This is a genomic window from Bradyrhizobium sp. USDA 4541, assembly GCF_024171085.1.
GTDB classification, from domain to species: domain Bacteria; phylum Pseudomonadota; class Alphaproteobacteria; order Rhizobiales; family Xanthobacteraceae; genus Bradyrhizobium; species Bradyrhizobium australafricanum.
Genome location: NZ_JALJZF010000001.1, coordinates 8,432,299 through 8,450,328, shown reverse-complemented (window position 1 = coordinate 8,450,328; position 18,030 = coordinate 8,432,299). Strand labels below are relative to the sequence as shown.

Annotated in this window: 16 protein-coding genes; 15 read left to right on the top strand and 1 reads right to left on the bottom strand. The window is 58.3% G+C overall.

Going from position 1 to position 18,030, the window contains the following annotated elements; translation table 11 throughout:
* Window position 1 precedes the first annotated feature (1 nt).
* From nodS to J2R80_RS40235, 14 genes are all read left to right on the top strand, one after another.
* Window positions 2-631, top strand: a complete 630-nt coding sequence (gene nodS / locus J2R80_RS40295; protein WP_253640609.1) for a nodulation methyltransferase NodS — start codon at window positions 2-4, stop codon at window positions 629-631.
* A 13-nt stretch (window positions 632-644) separates the two neighbouring features.
* Window positions 645-2,354 carry a nodulation protein NodU gene (gene nodU / locus J2R80_RS40290; RefSeq protein ID WP_253640608.1) on the top strand — a complete coding sequence of 570 codons (1,710 nt, stop codon included), beginning with the start codon at window positions 645-647 and terminating at the stop codon, window positions 2,352-2,354.
* Between the two features lies 1 nt (window position 2,355).
* Window positions 2,356-3,276 carry a nodulation factor ABC transporter ATP-binding protein NodI gene (nodI, locus tag J2R80_RS40285; protein WP_253640607.1) on the top strand — a complete coding sequence of 307 codons (921 nt, stop codon included), beginning with the start codon at window positions 2,356-2,358 and terminating at the stop codon, window positions 3,274-3,276.
* 3 nt (window positions 3,277-3,279) lie between these two features.
* A complete protein-coding gene (locus J2R80_RS40280; protein ID WP_253640606.1) occupies window positions 3,280-4,068 on the top strand; it encodes an ABC transporter permease in 789 nt (262 codons plus the stop codon).
* 314 nt (window positions 4,069-4,382) lie between these two features.
* Complete coding sequence (locus J2R80_RS40275; protein WP_253640605.1) at window positions 4,383-6,398, top strand: carbamoyltransferase; 2,016 nt, start codon at window positions 4,383-4,385, stop codon at window positions 6,396-6,398.
* 179 nt (window positions 6,399-6,577) lie between these two features.
* Complete coding sequence (locus J2R80_RS40270; RefSeq protein ID WP_305884584.1) at window positions 6,578-7,684, top strand: nodulation protein NodZ; 1,107 nt, start codon at window positions 6,578-6,580, stop codon at window positions 7,682-7,684.
* Window positions 7,681-7,854, top strand: coding sequence for a hypothetical protein (locus J2R80_RS40265; RefSeq protein ID WP_253640603.1), 174 nt, complete (start codon window positions 7,681-7,683; stop codon window positions 7,852-7,854). The genes J2R80_RS40270 and J2R80_RS40265 overlap by 4 nt, the downstream gene beginning before the upstream one ends.
* A 345-nt stretch (window positions 7,855-8,199) precedes the next feature.
* Window positions 8,200-8,466: a hypothetical protein gene (locus tag J2R80_RS40260; RefSeq protein ID WP_253640602.1), complete on the top strand. Its 267-nt coding sequence runs from the start codon at window positions 8,200-8,202 to the stop codon at window positions 8,464-8,466.
* 270 nt (window positions 8,467-8,736) lie between these two features.
* Window positions 8,737-8,967, top strand: coding sequence for a hypothetical protein (locus tag J2R80_RS40255; RefSeq protein ID WP_253640601.1), 231 nt, complete (start codon window positions 8,737-8,739; stop codon window positions 8,965-8,967).
* 69 nt (window positions 8,968-9,036) lie between these two features.
* A complete protein-coding gene (locus J2R80_RS43880; protein ID WP_375162672.1) occupies window positions 9,037-9,312 on the top strand; it encodes a DDE-type integrase/transposase/recombinase in 276 nt (91 codons plus the stop codon).
* Between the two features lie 88 nt (window positions 9,313-9,400).
* Complete coding sequence (locus J2R80_RS40250; protein WP_253640600.1) at window positions 9,401-9,616, top strand: transposase; 216 nt, start codon at window positions 9,401-9,403, stop codon at window positions 9,614-9,616.
* Between the two features lie 765 nt (window positions 9,617-10,381).
* Window positions 10,382-11,218, top strand: coding sequence for an SDR family NAD(P)-dependent oxidoreductase (locus J2R80_RS40245; RefSeq protein WP_375162632.1), 837 nt, complete (start codon window positions 10,382-10,384; stop codon window positions 11,216-11,218).
* A gap of 177 nt (window positions 11,219-11,395) precedes the next feature.
* Complete coding sequence (gene nifA / locus J2R80_RS40240) at window positions 11,396-13,222, top strand: nif-specific transcriptional activator NifA (RefSeq protein WP_253640599.1); 1,827 nt, start codon at window positions 11,396-11,398, stop codon at window positions 13,220-13,222.
* 219 nt (window positions 13,223-13,441) lie between these two features.
* Entirely contained in the window at window positions 13,442-14,284 is an 843-nt protein-coding gene (locus tag J2R80_RS40235; protein WP_253640598.1) for an electron transfer flavoprotein subunit beta/FixA family protein, read from the top strand.
* 92 nt (window positions 14,285-14,376) lie between these two features.
* On the opposite strand, the gene J2R80_RS40230 is transcribed toward J2R80_RS40235, so the two are convergent.
* Window positions 14,377-15,729 (bottom strand): MFS transporter, encoded by a 1,353-nt coding sequence (locus tag J2R80_RS40230; RefSeq protein ID WP_253640597.1) that lies wholly within the window; start codon window positions 15,727-15,729, stop codon window positions 14,377-14,379.
* 918 nt (window positions 15,730-16,647) lie between these two features.
* On the opposite strand from J2R80_RS40230, the gene J2R80_RS40225 reads away from it, so the two are divergent.
* Window positions 16,648-18,030 carry a GFA family protein gene (locus tag J2R80_RS40225; protein ID WP_253640596.1) on the top strand — a complete coding sequence of 461 codons (1,383 nt, stop codon included), beginning with the start codon at window positions 16,648-16,650 and terminating at the stop codon, window positions 18,028-18,030.

The following is an 18,030-nucleotide window of genomic DNA, read 5'->3' as shown; positions in this document are numbered from 1 at the left end:
CATGACTGTGTACAAGAACCATCAATTACTGGAACGCGAACTCGCTGTGGATGATCCATGGCATCTCGACAGCAATGCGTTCGAGCAGGAACGGTACGCGCAAATGCTCCGGATGTCGTCATGCAATGGGGGTGTCGAGCATGCCCTCGAAGTCGGATGCGCAGCCGGGGCATTCACGGAAATGCTTGCACCGCGTTGCCAACGCCTAACGGTGGTCGATGTCATGCCGCAGGCGATCGAACGAGCGCGCCTGCGGACCGGGCATCGGTCACACATAAATTGGATTGCGTGCAATATTCAGCAGTTTTCGACCACAGAGAAGTTCGATCTGATCATCGTCGCCGAGGTTCTCTACTATCTCAATGACGTTTCCGAGATGCACGCGGCGGTCCGCAACCTGGTGAGCATGCTTGCCCCAGACGGCGCTCTGGTGTTCGGGTCCGCGCGTGATGCCACCTGTCGACACTGGGGTCATGCCGCTGGTGCCGAGACGGTGATCTCTCTCTTCAAAGAGAGCCTGTTGGAGGTGGAGCGTCTGCACTGCCAAACCACGTCGGTCAACGAAGACTGCTTGCTCGTCCTGTTCCGGAAGTCGGGGCAGTCGTTAAAACACTCAATTGTCGGTCATTAGATCAGGGGGTCGTATGCGCATCTGCGGCATCAAATTAACACATGACGGCGCAATTGCTCTCGTCGAGGACGGGCGGCTCGTCTTTTGCACCGAGCAGGAAAAGCGCGGCAACAACCCGCGCTATCAATCCATCGACAACCTTGATGAGGTCGTGCGTGCGTTAGCGGAGCATGGTCTTGATCCGCGAGACATTGATCAGTTCGTCATCGATGGCTGGGATGGAGAGATCGAGTCGCGGTTCCAGGTCCTTAGTGGGGCGGTGCCGATCACGCTGAAAGGGGGGCCATATGTCGAGCGTCATGCTGAGGGCCTTCTTGATTCCGTCGAAGGCTTTGGCCTGATCCTCGGCGACAAGGTCTTTCCCTATAAAAGTTACCCGCACGTCACGGGCCACGTTGCGTCGGCCTATAGCACCAGCCCCTTTGCCAGTACCGGAAAACCCGCGTTCTGTCTGGTATGGGACGGCTCCATCTTTCCCCGGCTTTACTATGTCGAGCCTCGCGGCGCGCGGCTCGTGGGATCCCTGTTTCCCATGATTGGTCAGCTCTATGCTGCCGCCGGCCTTCACTTCGGGCCATACAGGCAGCCGAACCGCACCAGCTGGGATTTGGGCATCGCCGGCAAGCTGATGGCGTACATCGCGCTCGGCTCTGTCGACGAAGGCGTTGTCGCAGTGTTTCAAGAGCTCTACGAGAAGCGCTTCGCCGCGGACACGGAGCAGGCTCGTCGCTACCGCGCAGACATCCACAATCCGGAAGCATTACTTGCGGCCACGCACGAGTTTTTCGAGACAAGCGCATTGCGCCTTACGGGCAAACGAGCGGAGGACATCCTTGCCTCGTTCCATATGTTCCTGGAACGTCTTCTGGTTCGGGAAATCGCGATGGTTCTGTTGCAGCACTCCTCTCTCCCGGGCGCACGAAATCTATGTGTGGCAGGTGGGTGCGGTCTCAACATCAAGTGGAATAGTGCGCTTCGCGCGACGGGCCTGTTCGATGAGGTGTGGGTACCGCCTTTCCCGAATGACAGTGGCTCGGCAATAGGTGCTGCTTGCGCGGCGATGGCGGCGCGAAATGGGTTTGGACCGTTGGAATGGTCTGTTTACAGCGGTCCGGCTCTGCAGGCCTCCGAGGGGTTGCCGGAATGGGAGGCCGAGCCGTGCAGTCTGCGTGAGCTTGCCGCCATTCTCGCCGACAACAAGCCGGTAGTGTTCCTGTCCGGGCGCGCCGAGCTGGGTCCGCGAGCGTTGGGCGGCAGAAGTATTCTGGCGGCTCCGACGTCACCGGCGATGAAGGATCATCTCAACGACATTAAGTGTCGTGAGCACTTCCGACCGGTGGCGCCGATCTGCTTGGAGGATCGCGCGCCAGAGATATTCAACCCAGGTGCGCCGGACCCCTACATGCTGTTCGATCATCAGACCAGGGCGGAATGGTGCGACAAGATCCCCGCTGTCATTCATCTGGACGGTTCGGCGCGACTGCAGACAATCTCCCGCAGCTCTCCACACAAAGTCGCTGAGCTTCTCATCGAATTCGAGCGCCTTACGGGGCTTCCGTTGCTCTGCAACACGAGCGCGAACCTGAACGGGCGCGGATTCTTTCCGGACGCCGCGGCGGCCTGTCAATGGGGGCGCGTTGAGCATGTGTGGTGTGATGGCCAGCTCTGGACCAAGCCGGTCGTAAGGAAGCAACCGCCGGCTAAACGGCTCCAGTCGGCCTAAGATGAATATGTCCACGGTAGCAATCGACCTTGCCGGCGTCAGAAAGTCATTTGGCGGCAGAATTATCGTCGATGAACTGTCGTTCTCGGTTGCCCGCGGAGAGTGCTTTGGTCTACTCGGGCCAAATGGAGCCGGCAAGAGCACGATCGCCCGTATGCTCCTCGGCATGATCTCGCCGGACGCAGGCAAGATAATGATACTCAATGAACCTGTACCGGCGCGCGCGCGTGTCGCGCGCATGCGGGTCGGTGTCGTACCACAGTTCGACAACCTTGAGCTTGAGTTTACCGTACGCGAGAATCTGCTGGTGTTTGGTCGCTATTTCGGCATGAGCGCCCGCAAGATCGAAGCCGTCGTACCATCGTTGCTCGAGTTCGCGCGGCTCGAAACCAAGGCAGACGCACGGGTCTCAGAACTGTCGGGTGGCATGAAGCGGCGACTGACCTTGGCACGCGCGCTAATAAATGACCCGCATCTGCTCGTGATGGACGAGCCGACGACTGGTTTGGATCCGCACGCCCGCCACCTGATTTGGGAGCGTCTGCGAGTTCTACTTGCGCGGGGCAAGACGATTTTCTTGACTACTCACTTTATGGAAGAGGCCGAACGCCTGTGCGATCGGCTGTGTGTCCTCGAGGGTGGACGCAAGATCGCCGAAGGCAAGCCAGATGTGCTAATCGACGAGCATATCGGCTGCAACGTGGTCGAAATCTATGGAGGTGATCCACATCAGCTCCGCGAGCTGATCAGGCCCCATGCGCGGCACATAGAAGTGAGTGGAGAGACGCTCTTCTGTTATGCGCCATATCCGGAGCAGGTCCGCGTGGAACTGCGGGGGCGAGCGGGACTTCGTGTTCTGCAGCGCTCCCCAAATCTCGAAGACGTGTTTTTGCGGCTGACCGGGCGCGAGATGGAGAAGTGACTGATGGGTGAAAGTTATGCGGCGGTGATGCCCACTAACGCGTACAACTGGATCGCGGTATGGCGTCGGAACTTCCTCGCATGGAAGAAAGTTGCGCTTGCATCGATTCTCGGAAACCTCGCAGATCCCTTGACCAATCTGTTTGGCCTCGGCTTTGGCCTTGGGCTGATCGTGGGGCGCGTTGAGGGGACGTCGTACATCGCGTTCCTTGCGGCAGGCATGGTCGCGACCAGTGCCATGACGTCCGCGACCTTTGAAACCATGTATGCAGCCTTTGCACGCATGGACGCCAAGCGTACCTGGGAAGCAATCCTCTTCACTGAGCTCACGCTTGGCGATATCGTTTTGGGTGAACTGGTGTGGGCGGCCAGTAAGTCCGTTCTGGCCGGAACAGCGATCGGGATCGTCGCTGTCACGCTGGGGTATGCATCCTGGCTATCCGTTCTGTATGCGATGCCAGCAATCGCCCTTACTGGCCTTGTCTTCGGCAGCCTGGCCATGGTCGTCATATCTCTTGCGCCAAGTTACGATTACTTCGTGTTTTACCAGACGCTTGTCCTCAGTCCTATGGTGTTTTTGTGTGGCGTGGTCTTTCCGACGAGCCAACTGCCCGGCTCATTTCAGCATTTCGTCGGCTTGTTGCCTCTCGCACATTCGGTCGACCTTATTCGCCCAGCGATGCTCGAACGCGGTGTCGACAGTGCTGCCCTGCATGTCGCTGCGCTTTGCGTTTACACGGTCGTGCCCTTTTTTGCGTCGATAGCAGTATTTCGGCGCCGTCTGCTGCGTTGACGTGAGTTCAGCGAGAATGGAGAAATTCACAGTCACGATGCGTCGTGCGGTAGCTCGGGATGACCTGGTCTGTCGCAGCGGCCGCTGCAATGGACTTGAGAGGCCGCGATCGAGCAACGTCTCCGGCCGTCTGTTCGGTCGATCGGTACGGACGGCGGCACCGTGACTTTCTGAGCGCCTGTCGCTAGGCGCCGAGACGGAATTGCAAAAGTTGTATTGTGTTGTCTGGCCCGCGCACCCGACGGAGCGTGACCGCACAGATTGGATGGGTGGAACGCAGTTGTCGTTCCCGCCATGATCAAATGGAGAGTTGGATGTTGTGCCTGGGACTAAGTGGTGGTCTTGACAGAATCTATGAAAGATCGCCGGAGCTGCCGAGTACATTTCTTCACGATGGCGCTGCGGTCCTTGTGCAGGATGGCCGCGTGATCGCTGCCGTCGAAGAGGAGCGCCTCAACCGCGTCAAGCACTCCAATAAGTTGCCGAGCAACTCCATCCGATACTGCCTTTCTACCGCAGGGGTTGGGCTCGGCGAGATCGACCGTATCGCGTTCTACGCGACTGAAGCCTACTGCAATACAATGCTCGAGCGTCTTTCTGTTTCCAAGCCCGTTCCGTTGGACGCCAAACTGTTGATGCGCCAGCTGCTGGCACGGGAGTTCGACGCCGAGATCGATCCGTCGCGGCTTTCCTTCGTAAATCACCACGAAGCGCATGCCATGAGCGCGTTTGCGATGTCCGGGTTCGAACAAAGTCTCATTTTTACGATCGACGGTAGTGGCGATTTTCTCTCCGGCTCATTGGCGGTGGGGTCTGGCATCGAAATTGCGCAACTTGCAAGCTTCCCGGAACGTAACTCCCTGGGGCTGTTGTATCTCGAGACGATCCGATATCTCGGCTACGGATTGTTCGACGAGTACAAAGTGATGGGGCTTGCCCCGTATGGTGATCCCGCTCCCTATCGCGAACTCTTCGCGCAGTTCTACGAGTTGTTGGACAAGGGTGGCTATCGCGTTCACCTGGATCGGATCGCTCCGGCCCTGGTCCGCCACATCGAGGTTCGGCGAAAAGGAATGCCATTCACCCAACAACATCGAGATGTCAGCGCTTCGCTGCAGGAGGCGCTGGAGCGGATTGTGTTTCACATCCTGCGGCACCATCGTGAAGCGACAGGCATGACACGCTTGTGCCTGGCTGGAGGGGTAGCCCATAATTGCACGCTGAACGGTAAGCTGCTTTATTCCGGGCTATTTGACGACATCTTTGTTCAACCCGCGGCGCACGATGCCGGTTGTGCGCTGGGCGCTGCATTGATCGTGTCGAACGAGCTGGGCAGGCCGGCGCCGCGTGAGCGACTGTCGGGCGTCTATTGGGGGCCCGATCTCGGCAACGAGCAAGCCATAGAGCGTGAGCTCAACGCATGGTCAGGCCACCTCGACATTCAACGAAGTGATGACATAGCATCCAGTGCGGCAGACTGGATGGCAAATGGCGCTGTAATCGGCTGGGTTCAGGGCCGCTCTGAGTTCGGCCCACGTGCGCTTGGTAACCGCAGCATTCTTGCGGACCCGCGGCCAACCGATAACAAGAACCGAATTAACGAGATGGTCAAAAAGCGCGAGAGTTATCGTCCGTTTGCGCCGTCTGTACTGGTTGAGGATGCGAGCGAGTTTTTCGAGCTTCCAGGCGGCACGAGGGAGCTGCCGTTCATGAACTTTGTGGTTCGCGTGCGTGAAGCCCAGCGTAGCGTGCTCGGTGCGATTACGCACGTTGACGGGACCGCTCGGCTGCAAACGGTGTCGCGCGAGACCAACCCCGCTTATTGGGATTTAATCAACGCGTTCAAGAAGCGAACTGGAATACCGATCCTTCTAAACACGTCGTTTAACAACAATGCCGAGCCGATCGTTGATTCGGTGTCAGACGCAATCGTTACGTTCTTGACAACCGATTTAGACGGACTTGTGGTCGGGCCGTTCCTGGTCAAGAAGCGGACGGCAACATTGCAGGATTGGAGTGCACTGGGCGTTTCATTGCCACCCTATGCATCGCTACATCGTGTCCGCTCTCACGTAGCGGTCGATCGGCAGGAGACGGTCTGCGAGATCCGCACGGGACCTTCCACCCGCGATAGTATGCGCATCTCACAGGAGCTTTTCGAGATCTTGATGCGGGTCGAGGGCGAGGCGTCGCTCGGCGGGCTGCTCGACGCAACCATGCTGGGCCAGGCCAGGCGTGAAGATCTCGTGAAGGAATTGCGCCTCGTGTGGGAGCTGCGAGGCATCCGTCTGCATCCGCCGCGCGCAGCTTGCGGCCGCAACACAGTGTAAAGGGAAACATAGCCGGAACTCGTGAGCATGGCCATGCCGATGCCTGCATGGAGGAGGCCAGGCCATCCGACGCACGAGGGGCATCGGGCATCCGGCTGAAATCGGCGCGTCGCCGCAACACCACTCAAGACAAGACGGAAAGTGTTGCGAGAACGCGGCCCATCACGGATAGCGCTGCTATGAAGTTCTACAGACGCAGCTCGCCGGCACCGCGATTTCAGGTCGTGACGTCGGACGAGATGATACATGAGATGTCTACAATGGCGTCACTTGTCCAACCAGGAGCCCGGGAGGAGGCCATGCAGAGCGGTTCGAGGAATGATAGGTTCGTAGTTTCCCGACGACGTACGGGATTCGGTGACTGCCTGTGGTCGCTGGCGGCAGCTTGGCGTTTTGCACAGCGGACCGGGCGAAACCTGGTCATCGATTGGCGAGGATCCTGTTATCTCGACCAACCCTTCATCAATGCCTTTCCAGTGTTCTTTGAACCAGTGCAAGACATTGCCGGCGTACGGGTGATTTGCGACGACCAGATCAATCAGCGCTCGTTTCCAGGACCATTCTTCCCGAGTTGGTGGAATAAGCCATCGATCGACTGCGTCTATCGGCCGGACGAGCAAATTTTCAAAGAGCGCGACGAACTCGATCAATTGTTTCAAAGCGAGCAAGACAGTGATGCGAACACTGTTGTGTGTGACGCCTGCCTGATGTGGCGCTGCGATCAAGAAGCAGAACGGGAAATTTTTCGGACCATCAAACCACGATCTGAGATTCAGGCCAGGATTGATGCGATCTACCGCGAGCAGTTTGAGCCATACAGCATGATCGGCGTGCATGTTCGACATGGCAACGGCGAGGACATTATGGGGCATACCCCGTATTGGACCGATCCGGAGCGGGCCCTGCGACAGGTCTGCAATGCCGTCGAAATGGCCAAAGCGTTGCCGCACGCAAAACCTGCGAGAGTGTTCCTTTGCACGGACAGTGCGGTCGTCCTCGAAGAGATCTCGGCGATATTTCCTGATGTCTTCACGGTTCCAAAGAGTTTCCAGGCGCCTCAAGCCGGACCATTGCACAGTGGCGCGCTCGGAGCCGCGGGCGGCTTTTCCGCTCTTATCGAAATGTATCTTCTTGCGAGGTGCGACACTGCAATTCGTTTTCCCCCGACGAGCGCATTCACGCGCTATGCCCGCCTGTTTGCGCCACGCGTGGTAGAATTCGACCTGAACGATCCGGGCCGGCTAATCTTGATTGAAGAAGCGTCCCAAGAGCTTGTGACGCTATGAAAGTTGTTGTTCGCCTGATTGATCTGTTGGCCGCTCTTTGCATCGAGAAGTACTGTCGCTTTTTCTCCGCGCGCAGAATTGTTGCCAAAGCAGCTCCTGGCGGCGAGGTTCCATCAAAGGATGCCACCCGCCAACAGCTAATTGGCGCCCGCGGCACTCGAAATCCGTGAAGAGTTGCTCCGCCGCGCTCAAAAGCGTGCGATCTTCGTCATCGCCTCGCGCGAGCCTCGTCAATCTCGTTGATCCTGGCGTCGGAGAAGGGTCACCCATATTCTCGCCGCCGGCGTTACTGGGGACAGTCGACACAGTCGGCGCTATTACGCTGCGCAAGCGGGGAATCGAAAATTGCTGACCTACGCTAACAAAAGCGGACGCCGTGCAGTTCGAGCCTCAAGGCCTGGAGACGGAGCACGACCTCGCCACAGCGCTTGCGCGTAAGTGGAACGAGGAAGGGTTGGAAGTTGGGCATCCGGCGCCGTTGATCTGGACGTGACAGCATCGCGAAGGAGGGAGCAATGGCGACCGGGATGGGCTTTGCTCTCGCCAACAACATCATCAGCCATGTCCTCACGCGGCACCTGTCGGAATCGCCCCCGGCTTGGATGGCGGCGCAGCTCGAAAACCCTTTGTCCATCACCGCGCTCACCGTTTCCGAAATTCGTTGCGGCATGGTGGTGAAATGGACCCCGATTGTTGGGACCGCATGCTTGGTTGGAAGAGGCTGCTCCGTTGATAGACGCAAGCATGATGGAAGACGAGACGCAAGATCGACGCGGTACTGAAGGCAAAGATCGCGCTGGAAGCGATGCGGGAGCAGGCGACGGCGGCCGATCTGGCCCAGCGCTATGAGGTTCACCGAACCAGATCTATACCTGGAAGAAGCAACTGCTGGACCAGGCGGCCCAGGCCTTTGACGCGGGTGTCGGGCGAGAGAGCGGGGACGTTCGCGAACGCAGGATCGAGAAGCTGCACGCCAAGATTGGACAACTGACAGTCGAGCGCGATTGGTTAGCGGGAAGGTCCGGAAGGTGAGCGCGCCGGACCGTCGAGAAATGCTCGATCGCGCCGACATGGCGCTGTCGACTCGGCGGAAATGCATGTTGCTTGGTATCGCGCGCTCTGGGGTCTGCCGGCCGCCACGGCCGGCCAACGACAACGACCTTACCCCCATGCGGCGTCTCGACGAGCTGTTCAGCGCCTGGCAGTTCCTGAGCTCGCGGCGAATGACCGCGATGCTGAAGGGTGAGGGGCTTCAGGTCAATCGCAAGCGGTGCAGCGCTTGATGCGGAAGATGGCCATCGCGGCACTGGGACCAAGTCCGATCACGACGAGGTCGGTGCGGACCACAAGACATATCCCTATTTTTTCCGCAACACGACGATCGACGGCCAAACCAGCTATGGGCGGCCGACATCACGTATCTGCCCATCGGCCGCGGCTTTCTTCACCTCGTCGCCATCAGCGACTGGGCGAGCCGTGCGGTTCTGGCGTGGCGGTTGTCGAACACGATGGACGTCTCGTTTTTCGGAGCGGCTCTGGACGAGGCGCTGGCGAAGTATGACACTCCGGAGATCTCACCACCGATCAGAGCAGCCAATTCACCAGTCCGGCCTTCACCGGCGCGTTAGCGAACGCAGGGGGTAAGATCTCCACGGACGGCCGCGGTCGTTGGATAGATAAGGTTCTTCCGCGAGCGGTTGTGGCGGTCGCACAAGCATGAGGCATGAGGACACCTATCTCAAGGGCTATGCCGGCTGCCACGATGCCAAGGCAAAGGTCGCGAGCTGGATCGCCTTCTACAACGGTCGTCGCCTTCATCAGGCGCACGGCTTTCGCACGGCGATGGCGGTCTGGCGCGAACGGATGCAGGCCGCGAAGGCTGCGGACATGGTGGAGGGCAACGCTGATGCGTTGACCACATGCCCACAGTAACTGCAGCAGAGCGAGACTCTGGCAGCGTGAAGAGAGGGATCAGGAGCGGTGAGTTTAACAAGCCGGTTCAATTGGTCATGCTCCGCGGGTCCAGTTCACTGGAGCCGACATGATCCTTTAGGCCCTGATGCCCCAAATTTTGTTCGCGGGCCGCGATGTCCCCTTCAGCGAAAAAATGGGCTTCAGCTGGGCGAGATCGTCGACGAAACGCAGACCATGCAGACGAAGGACGTCCCGGGCAAAGATCCACTCAGTCAGTTCGTCTTCCGTGCCTCGCTGGGGCGATCTTCTGAAGGTGTTCTGGCGCAGCCAGGGAGCATGCTTGTCCACAGACAGCCCGGAGGTGGGGCTAATCTGACCATCATTGGCGGTGAACTGCAGGTTAGAGCCACGCAGGAAAATCGGACGTACGATGATGATTACGTTAGCTTTGGATCGCTCGAGCTACGGCGACGGGCCGGACTCCGTTGACCGATCGGTGCGCTGCGCAAACTCTGCCCGCGGTTAGCGCCTTCGATTGTGCGTTCAGGAGTGAGCGTTCGCCTCGTGACCTGTCTTGCGCGCGACACAAACGAGAGCTGACTCCTGACATTTTGTCGGTAGCGCGCCACTATTGTCGCAAAGACAACGCTACGCCTCGCAACCACCGCCAGACCGTTCTGCGTGCGCGACACCAGGTCGCAAAGCCGGAGCGGCGTCGCCTCGGTTATGGTGGCCCAATTCCTGCTTGGAGTGCGCGAGCACGCAACAGGAGAGGAGGTGGGCGTGGGTCTCGATCTGCCAAATGACGATCTGATCCCAGCCGCACCATCGGCGATGCACTCGACTTGTCCTTTTCATGTCGATAGAGCTGGCGTGCATCGAGGAGAACGGAAGGCGATGCTGCTAACGGGAGCGTCGCGCGGAATTGGTCACGCTACCGCCAAACTATTTTCAGAAGCTGGCTGGCGTATCATTTCTTGCGCGCGCCAACCGTTTGACGGCGAGCGCTGCCCGTGGGAATCAGGGAACGAGGATCATGTCCAGATCGACCTAAGCGACCATCGAATGCTGCCGCGCGCGGTGAGCGAGGTGAAGAAACGCCTGAGCGGCGGAGTGTTGCATGCGCTGGTGAATAATGCCGGGATTTCGCCCAAAACACCTAATGGGGACCGGCTAACGTCCTTGACGACATCCACCGAGACATGGATGAGGGTCTTCCACCTCAATCTCGTGGCTCCGATCCTGCTGGCGCAGGGCTTGTTTGACGAGTTGAGAGCTGGGTCAGGATCGATCGTCAATGTCACTTCGATAGCCGGATCGAAGGTGCATCCGTTTGCTGGAAGTGCCTATGCGACATCGAAGGCGGCGCTTGCAAGTCTCACACGCGAAATGGCGCATGATTATGCGCCGCACGGCATTCGTGTGAATGCGATCGCTCCCGGCGAAATCGGGACAGACATGTTGTCGCCCGACACCGAAGCGCGTCTTGTGCCAACCATCCCGCTGCGCAGAGTGGGAACGCCCGACGAGGTGGCCAAGGTCATCTTCTTCCTGTGCTCAGATGCTGCGAGCTACGTCACGGGTGCCGAGCTGCCGATCAACGGTGGGCAACATCTGTGATTGGCCTCGCCTGGCAACGCAGCTGACGTGAGCTGCAGCAGTGGAACGTGCGTTCTACGCTGGCGTCGGTCACCCATTCCGCAAAACAAAACGCACTGAAAGTTTATCGTCGTGCCACGAAAAGCTGTTACGCTTCTATGTCATCTCGTCACCGCTTGGCGCTAGATCGAGAATGACATGCAGAACGAAGCTCGCAAACCAGAAGAAGGCGCCAGGGAGAATGATCAAAACATCGGAGACCGTCCCATGCTGCATATCGCTTCCGCACGCGAAAGACCCGCCTCACAAGTGGAGCCGGAACGTGAGCTTTCCGTCGAGCCGTTGCGCGAGAGCGCGCTGACTGGCATTTTCGAAATATCGAAGATACTGAACGCTCCTTGCCGCCTTGAAGTCACATTGGCCAACGTCCTCGAACTTCTGCAATCGTTTGTGCAGATGCGACACGGCATCGTCTCACTGTTCGACGATGACGGGACGCCAGACATCACCGTGGGTGCCGGTTGGAGCGAAGGCAGCGACGAACGCTACCGGATGCGCTTGCCCCGGAAGGCGATCGACCAAATCGTCGCGGCGGACCGACCTCTCGTCGCCGAAAATGTGGCAGCCGAGCCGGCATTCAGCGCTGCCGATCTGGAGGTGCTGGGCGCCTCGGATAGTGCGCCCGTGTCGTTCATCGGAGTTCCAATTCGCATCGATCCCAAGGTCGTCGGTACGCTGACAATTGACCGTATCTGGGACGACAGGTCGAGTCTGCGGCTCGATCACGATACACGGCTGCTCGCCATGATCGCTAACCTGGTGGGACAGACAGTGAAGCTGCATCGCTTGTTCGCTTGCGATCGCGAACGGCTGATGGTGGAGAAGGACCGGCTACAAAAGCAATTGTTTGAGCTTAGGCAACCTGCACGGGATCGCAAGAAGGTCCACGCCCATGGCATCATTGGCGACAGCCCGGCGCTCCGTGGGCTTCTCGAGAAGATCGCGATCGTAGCCAAATCGAACAGCACGGTTCTACTGCGCGGTGAATCCGGGACCGGAAAGGAGCTGGTAGCCAAGGCTATTCACGAGTCGTCATCTCGCGCCAAGCGGCCCTTCGTCAAACTGAATTGCGCGGCGCTGCCCGAGACGGTCTTGGAGTCCGAATTGTTTGGCCATGAAAAAGGTGCCTTCACCGGCGCGTTCAGCTCGCGCAAGGGGCGCTTCGAGCTTGCTGACAAAGGGACACTATTTCTTGACGAGATCGGCGAGATTTCGGCGCCGTTCCAGGCGAAGTTGCTGCGAGTTCTGCAAGAGCAAGAGTTCGAGCGCGTCGGCAGCAACCAGACCATCAAGGTCGATGTTCGTGTCATAGCAGCGACTAACAGGAATTTGGAAGAGGCCGTGGCAAAGAGCGAGTTTCGTGCTGACCTTTACTATCGGATCAGCGTCGTTCCCTTGCTCTTGCCGCCGCTGCGCGAGCGGCGCAGTGATATTCCGCTGTTGGCCAGCGAGTTTCTCAGGAACTTCAACAACGAGAACGGGCGTACGCTGACCTTGGAGGCGAGCGCGATTGATGTGCTCATGAACTGCGGATTTCCCGGAAATGTCCGAGAGCTCGAAAACTGCATTCAGCGCACGGCGACGCTGTCCGCTGGGCCAGCGATCGTGAGAAATGATTTCGCTTGTTGCCACGGCCAATGTCTTTCCGCGATGCTGTGGAAAAGTACATCGGAGCAGATGATCATGCCACCGGTGCCGAGCACGCCGGTGCTGGCTAAGTCGATCGCGCCGCCATCGGAAGCGACCGCGCCGGCTCCGCCAGGCGGCAGCGAGTTGGCCTCGCTGGTTGCCCCTCCCGGCACTGTCCTCGTAAGCGGCGCGAAGATCGCCGATCGCGAGCGAGTCATTGCGGCCATGGAGAAATCTGGATGGGTGCAGGCAAAAGCAGCGCGCCTGCTGGGGCTAACGCCGCGTCAGATTGGTTACGCGTTGAGGAAATACGGAATCGAGATCAAGCGGTTTTGACCGCAAGGATCTTGGCGTCATTTACCTGACGTGCCCGGCGGCGGCACGGGGATGTCGCGGCCTGGACGCATGTCGGTATTCGTCCCTCGCAAAGCCGGGTCAGGTCGCTCGATCGGTTCGGTCCAGGCCTTTGAAATAGCGAGCAAAGTCCAAGGAGTGTCGTGATGGTACGAGACTTGCTGTCCTCTTCGCAGCTGTCGCAACTTTTGGAGCAACTCCGTGCACAATGTCGTCTGCATCAAACAGGTTCCTGACTCTGCGCAGATCCGCGTGCACCCCGTTACCAATACAATCATGCGTCAGGGCGTGCCGACAATCATCAACCCATATGACCTCTTTGCGCTTGAGGCCGCGCTGGAACTGCGCGATCGATTCGGCGGCGAAATAACCGTGCTTACAATGGGCCCGCCGTCGGCGGAAGACTCTTTGAGGAAGACGCTGACCTATGGCGCCGATCGCGCCGTACTGCTCACCGATCGATGCTTTGCGGGCTCCGACACCCTTGCCACGACGTATGCGCTGGCAACAGCCATCCGGAAGATTGGTAAGGAATATGGCCCGGTAAACCTCATCTTCACGGGCAAGCAGACCATCGACGGCGATACCGCGCAGGTTGGGCCCGGCATCGCAAAACGGTTGGGCGTGCTGCAGCTTACCTACGTCGCCAAAGTCAGATCCCTGGATCTCGCCGCGCACACAATCGAAGCGGAACGACGCTCCGAAGGTGGCGTCCAGGTGCTGCACACTCGGCTTCCCTGTCTCGTCACCATGCTGGAGGCGACAAACCAGATTCGGCGTGGCGCGATGGCGGATGCTCTACGTGCCGCACGGGCGCCGATCGTGAGATGGAGCGCGCACGACGCCGGCGTCGAGGACATCTCCAAATGCGGTCTCAAGGGCTCGCCGACCGTCGTCAAGCGAGTATTCGCGCCATCTGCACGCGCTGAGAAGGCGGCCTTGGTTGAGGCCGCAGAGCAACCGGCGCAGGCGCTGATAGAAGCCATTTTCAAGCGTCAGCCGAAACTCGAAGTCGATCTTGCGGCATCAGCCCGCGATGCTTGATCTGGATAGAAGGCCAGCCAGACCATAACACAAGGCGAGCTTCGACGTGGCGGTGGCGACGACGAAACTCGTCTGCATCCAGGAGCATCATGCTAGGGCGATGCCGTCTGCACGCTCAAAGTGCTGTCATTTGGTTCAGGGTGTGAATGGTCGGCGATTCTCGACGGTTTGGAGGTACCCCGATAGATCGTCAGTGCGGCGATGATGCCGAGCGCGGCTGAAAACATCAGCCAATACCCAGGTGAAGCCTTGTCGTTGGTTTGCTCAATGAGCCAGGTCGAGGCCAATGGTGTGAAGGTGCCAAACAAGGCGGCTGCGAGTGCAAAGGCCAGAGAAAAGCAAGTTGTGCGCACATGCGCGGGCACGATCTCAACGAGCGCGCCCAACATAGTTCCGCTGTAGGTGCCAAAATAGAACGAGAACATCATCGCGACCGCCAACATCTTGCCGAAGGTGGGAGCGCTTACCAGCCAGTGCAAAGCCGGATACGCTGTCATCAATGCAAGGCCGGCGATGGCGAGCAGAACTGGCTTTCGGCCGATACGGTCGGAGACGGCGCCGCCAATTGGATTCCAGATGAAATTGGTCATGGCGACCAGGAGCGTCACCAGGAGAGCGTCCTGAGCGGACAGCTTCAAGACTGCCTTGCCGAAAGTGGGCGTGTAAACGGTGACGAAATAGAAGGTCGTTGTGCTCAGGATCGCCATCATCATTCCGAGAACGACTATGCGCCAGCCGACCAGCGCCGAGGCAAAGATCTCGCGGGCTTTCGGATGCTTCTTCATCGCCAGAAATTCCGGCGTTTCCTCCAGTGTTCGACGAAGAAGGAAGATAAGCGGGATGATAAGGCAGCCGAGAAAAAACGGAATGCGCCACCCCCAGGAGGCGACGGTTTCGGCCGGCATCGACTCGTTCAGCAGGTAGCCCACGCTCGCCGCGACAAAGATCGCGACCTGCTGGCTGGATGATTGAAAGGATGTATAGAAGCCGCGATTGCCTGGGGTTGCGATCTCCGCCAGGTAGACTGAAACACCGCCGACCTCGACGCCAGCGGAAAAACCCTGGAGCAGCCGTCCGGCCAAAACGATAATCGGGGCAGCAATGCCAATGGTCGCGTAACTAGGACAGAAGGCGATGATGACAGTGCCGATCGCCATGATCGATAGCGTGATGATCAGGCCTTTTCGACGGCCGATCTGGTCGATATAGGCGCCGAGGACGATTGCGCCTACTGGACGCATTAAGGCACCCAGCCAGAACACGCCGAAGGTGTTGAGCAGCGAGGCTGTTTCACTTTCGGATGGGAAGAAGGCTCGTCCGATAGCGCTGGCGTAAAAGCCAAACAGGAAAAAGTCGAATTGCTCGAGGAAATTGCCGCTGGTTGCGCGCAGGATCGCATTGACGCGCGATTTAACCGTCCCGTGCTGAATAAGTGTTTGTGACACGCGAGTTTCCTTCCCGTCAAAAATGGCCGGTTCGGAAAACCTCACGCCAGCCCAATTGCATCAGGCCGTGACTTTGTCATCGGTGACATTACCGGCCGCGCGGAAGGCGCCTGATCTTTTCGGCGTATTTTCGGCGATAATTAGATTGGTGCACATATTTCGCCGCCGGTTTGCGGAGCACCAGCAGATCTCAACGTCAATTGCCTCAAGCTAACTTCATTTCAAACCAAAATTGACAAATACATGAGGTATTTCGTTTGCCGGCTCACGGCAGCCATGAGGCTTGTCGGGGCGATCTCGGCGGTCAAGGAGCATGCCCCTCGCGGGTAGAGGCTGGCACTTGTTCGCTGCTCGATTTCCGACAGCCATGCAAACCGTGTCAGACTCAAGACACCTGCCCTGACGAGCCGGTATGAACGTTTTCCCAAACAATTCCGAAACTTATGGCGTGAGACCAGGTTTGGCACGGCGATTGCTGAAAACGTGCAAGACAACGGGAGCGGACGAGTGCAGGCGGAACGGGTAAGAACCAGCGGCGGTGTTTTCTCAGATGCTCGTGGCGGCCGAACTGCCGTCATCTCGTGCAGATCGCGGCCGAAGCTCTCAAGAGCGCGGTAGGTGCGCCTCCTTCCGGCAGCGCTGTCCCAAGCGCGTAGCCAGTCAGAAATACCAATGTGCAGAAACCGCGAGGATTCGATGCATCTTACGACAGACGTCAAGGGAGGCACGAACGCGCAAACAGATGCCCCTTCCTGTGACGCAAAATCCCGATGCGTTTGCGCGGGCCAATAACTCACCATGTCTCTGCGCGTGATGCCTGGAGGCGCCAACCATGCGTGGAATTGGACTGATCTGGATCGTAATCAGACAGGGTTATCGCCGCTTCAATCAGTGGGCGTGCTCCATGTGTGAACAGGATTGGGCTCAAGACGCCCGGCTAAGGGTGGCCGCGAGGACACAAAGAGCAGAGTTCGCCTGGAGGGCGACGGCGATCATAAGCGCCATCGCGCCAACGAGCTCTTTCTCGACTGGCCAGTCACGACGATAATTCGCTTCTTCAAGGCTTGTTCTCCCCTCAAGGCTATCGTCCAAATGACGTCTTCTCAAGCTTCTCGATTTTCGCCGGATCAGCCTGCGCAGATGTTCTGCGCGCATTTGACCGAGCGCGCGCGAGCTCTGTTTGGCGCACATCCCTTTGCTGAGGAGCTGTCCGAAGAGCAGTTTGCTAGCCTGCTGCCTGAATACCTGGCGATGTCGCAGGCGTTTCCCTACCTGCAGGCAGGATCGCAAAAGGATCTCATATTCGGTGCAATGCATCATAATCGGGATATTCCTAGGGATATTGAGCTGACCAGCGTCGTCGCTAACTTCATTTGCTGGGATGAGACGGGCGGCTATGGCCGAATTCTCCAGGGTGGCAAGGCGGCGCTACCCGACATTCTGCTGACCGAAAAGTTTCACTCAAACCTGTTCAGAAGGGATGCATCGCGACTGCTCGGCAGAGCAATACGTCCCAACTATAGCACGACGACGAGCCGGTACCTGCATTCCCTCTATGACGGATTATCAGCAAAAGACCCCGTGGTGCGTTGCGCCTACATGGTCGCCTTTGAGCTGCACGCTGCGGAGATGATCCAGGCGCTGTGGACCACCACGGTCAAAACCTTTGATGCGAGGCCCGACGATCTTGAGTACTTCCGCAGCCACGTCGGTGGAAACGATCCAGCCGAGCAGTATCATGGAGAAATGACAGGCCGCCTCATTGGCGAACTTGTCCCGGCTGATCGCAATGGTATCTTTCTGGCCGAGTTCGATCGAGCCTATCGACTGAACTTGCAGTGGTGCCACGATCTGCTCCGCATTGTCTCACTTGAGCAAAATGACCGAGCTGAAATCGAACATCGTGGCCATTGTCACTGTGGTTCTGTCAAATTCCGCGTCCGGGCGCCGCGGCGGCTCTCGGCAGTTCGATGCAATTGCTCGATCTGTCAGATGTCTGGATTTGTGCACTTGCTGGTACCTGGCGATAGGCTCACGGTTGAATGTGGCAAAGAGTTCCTCACCACTTACCAGTTCAACAAGAACATCGCCCGGCATACGTTTTGTCGGATTTGCGGCGTCAAGCCATTCTATCGGCCGCGGTCGAACCCCTCCGGATTCAGCATCAATGTTCGATGCCTGGATAAAACAACGATCGACGGCATCAGAATAGACGAGTTCGATGGCGAGCATTGGGAACAAGCATTCCGCTCGATGCAAACAGGACCGAGGCTCTGCATTGAAGAACAAACCCCGGAGTGA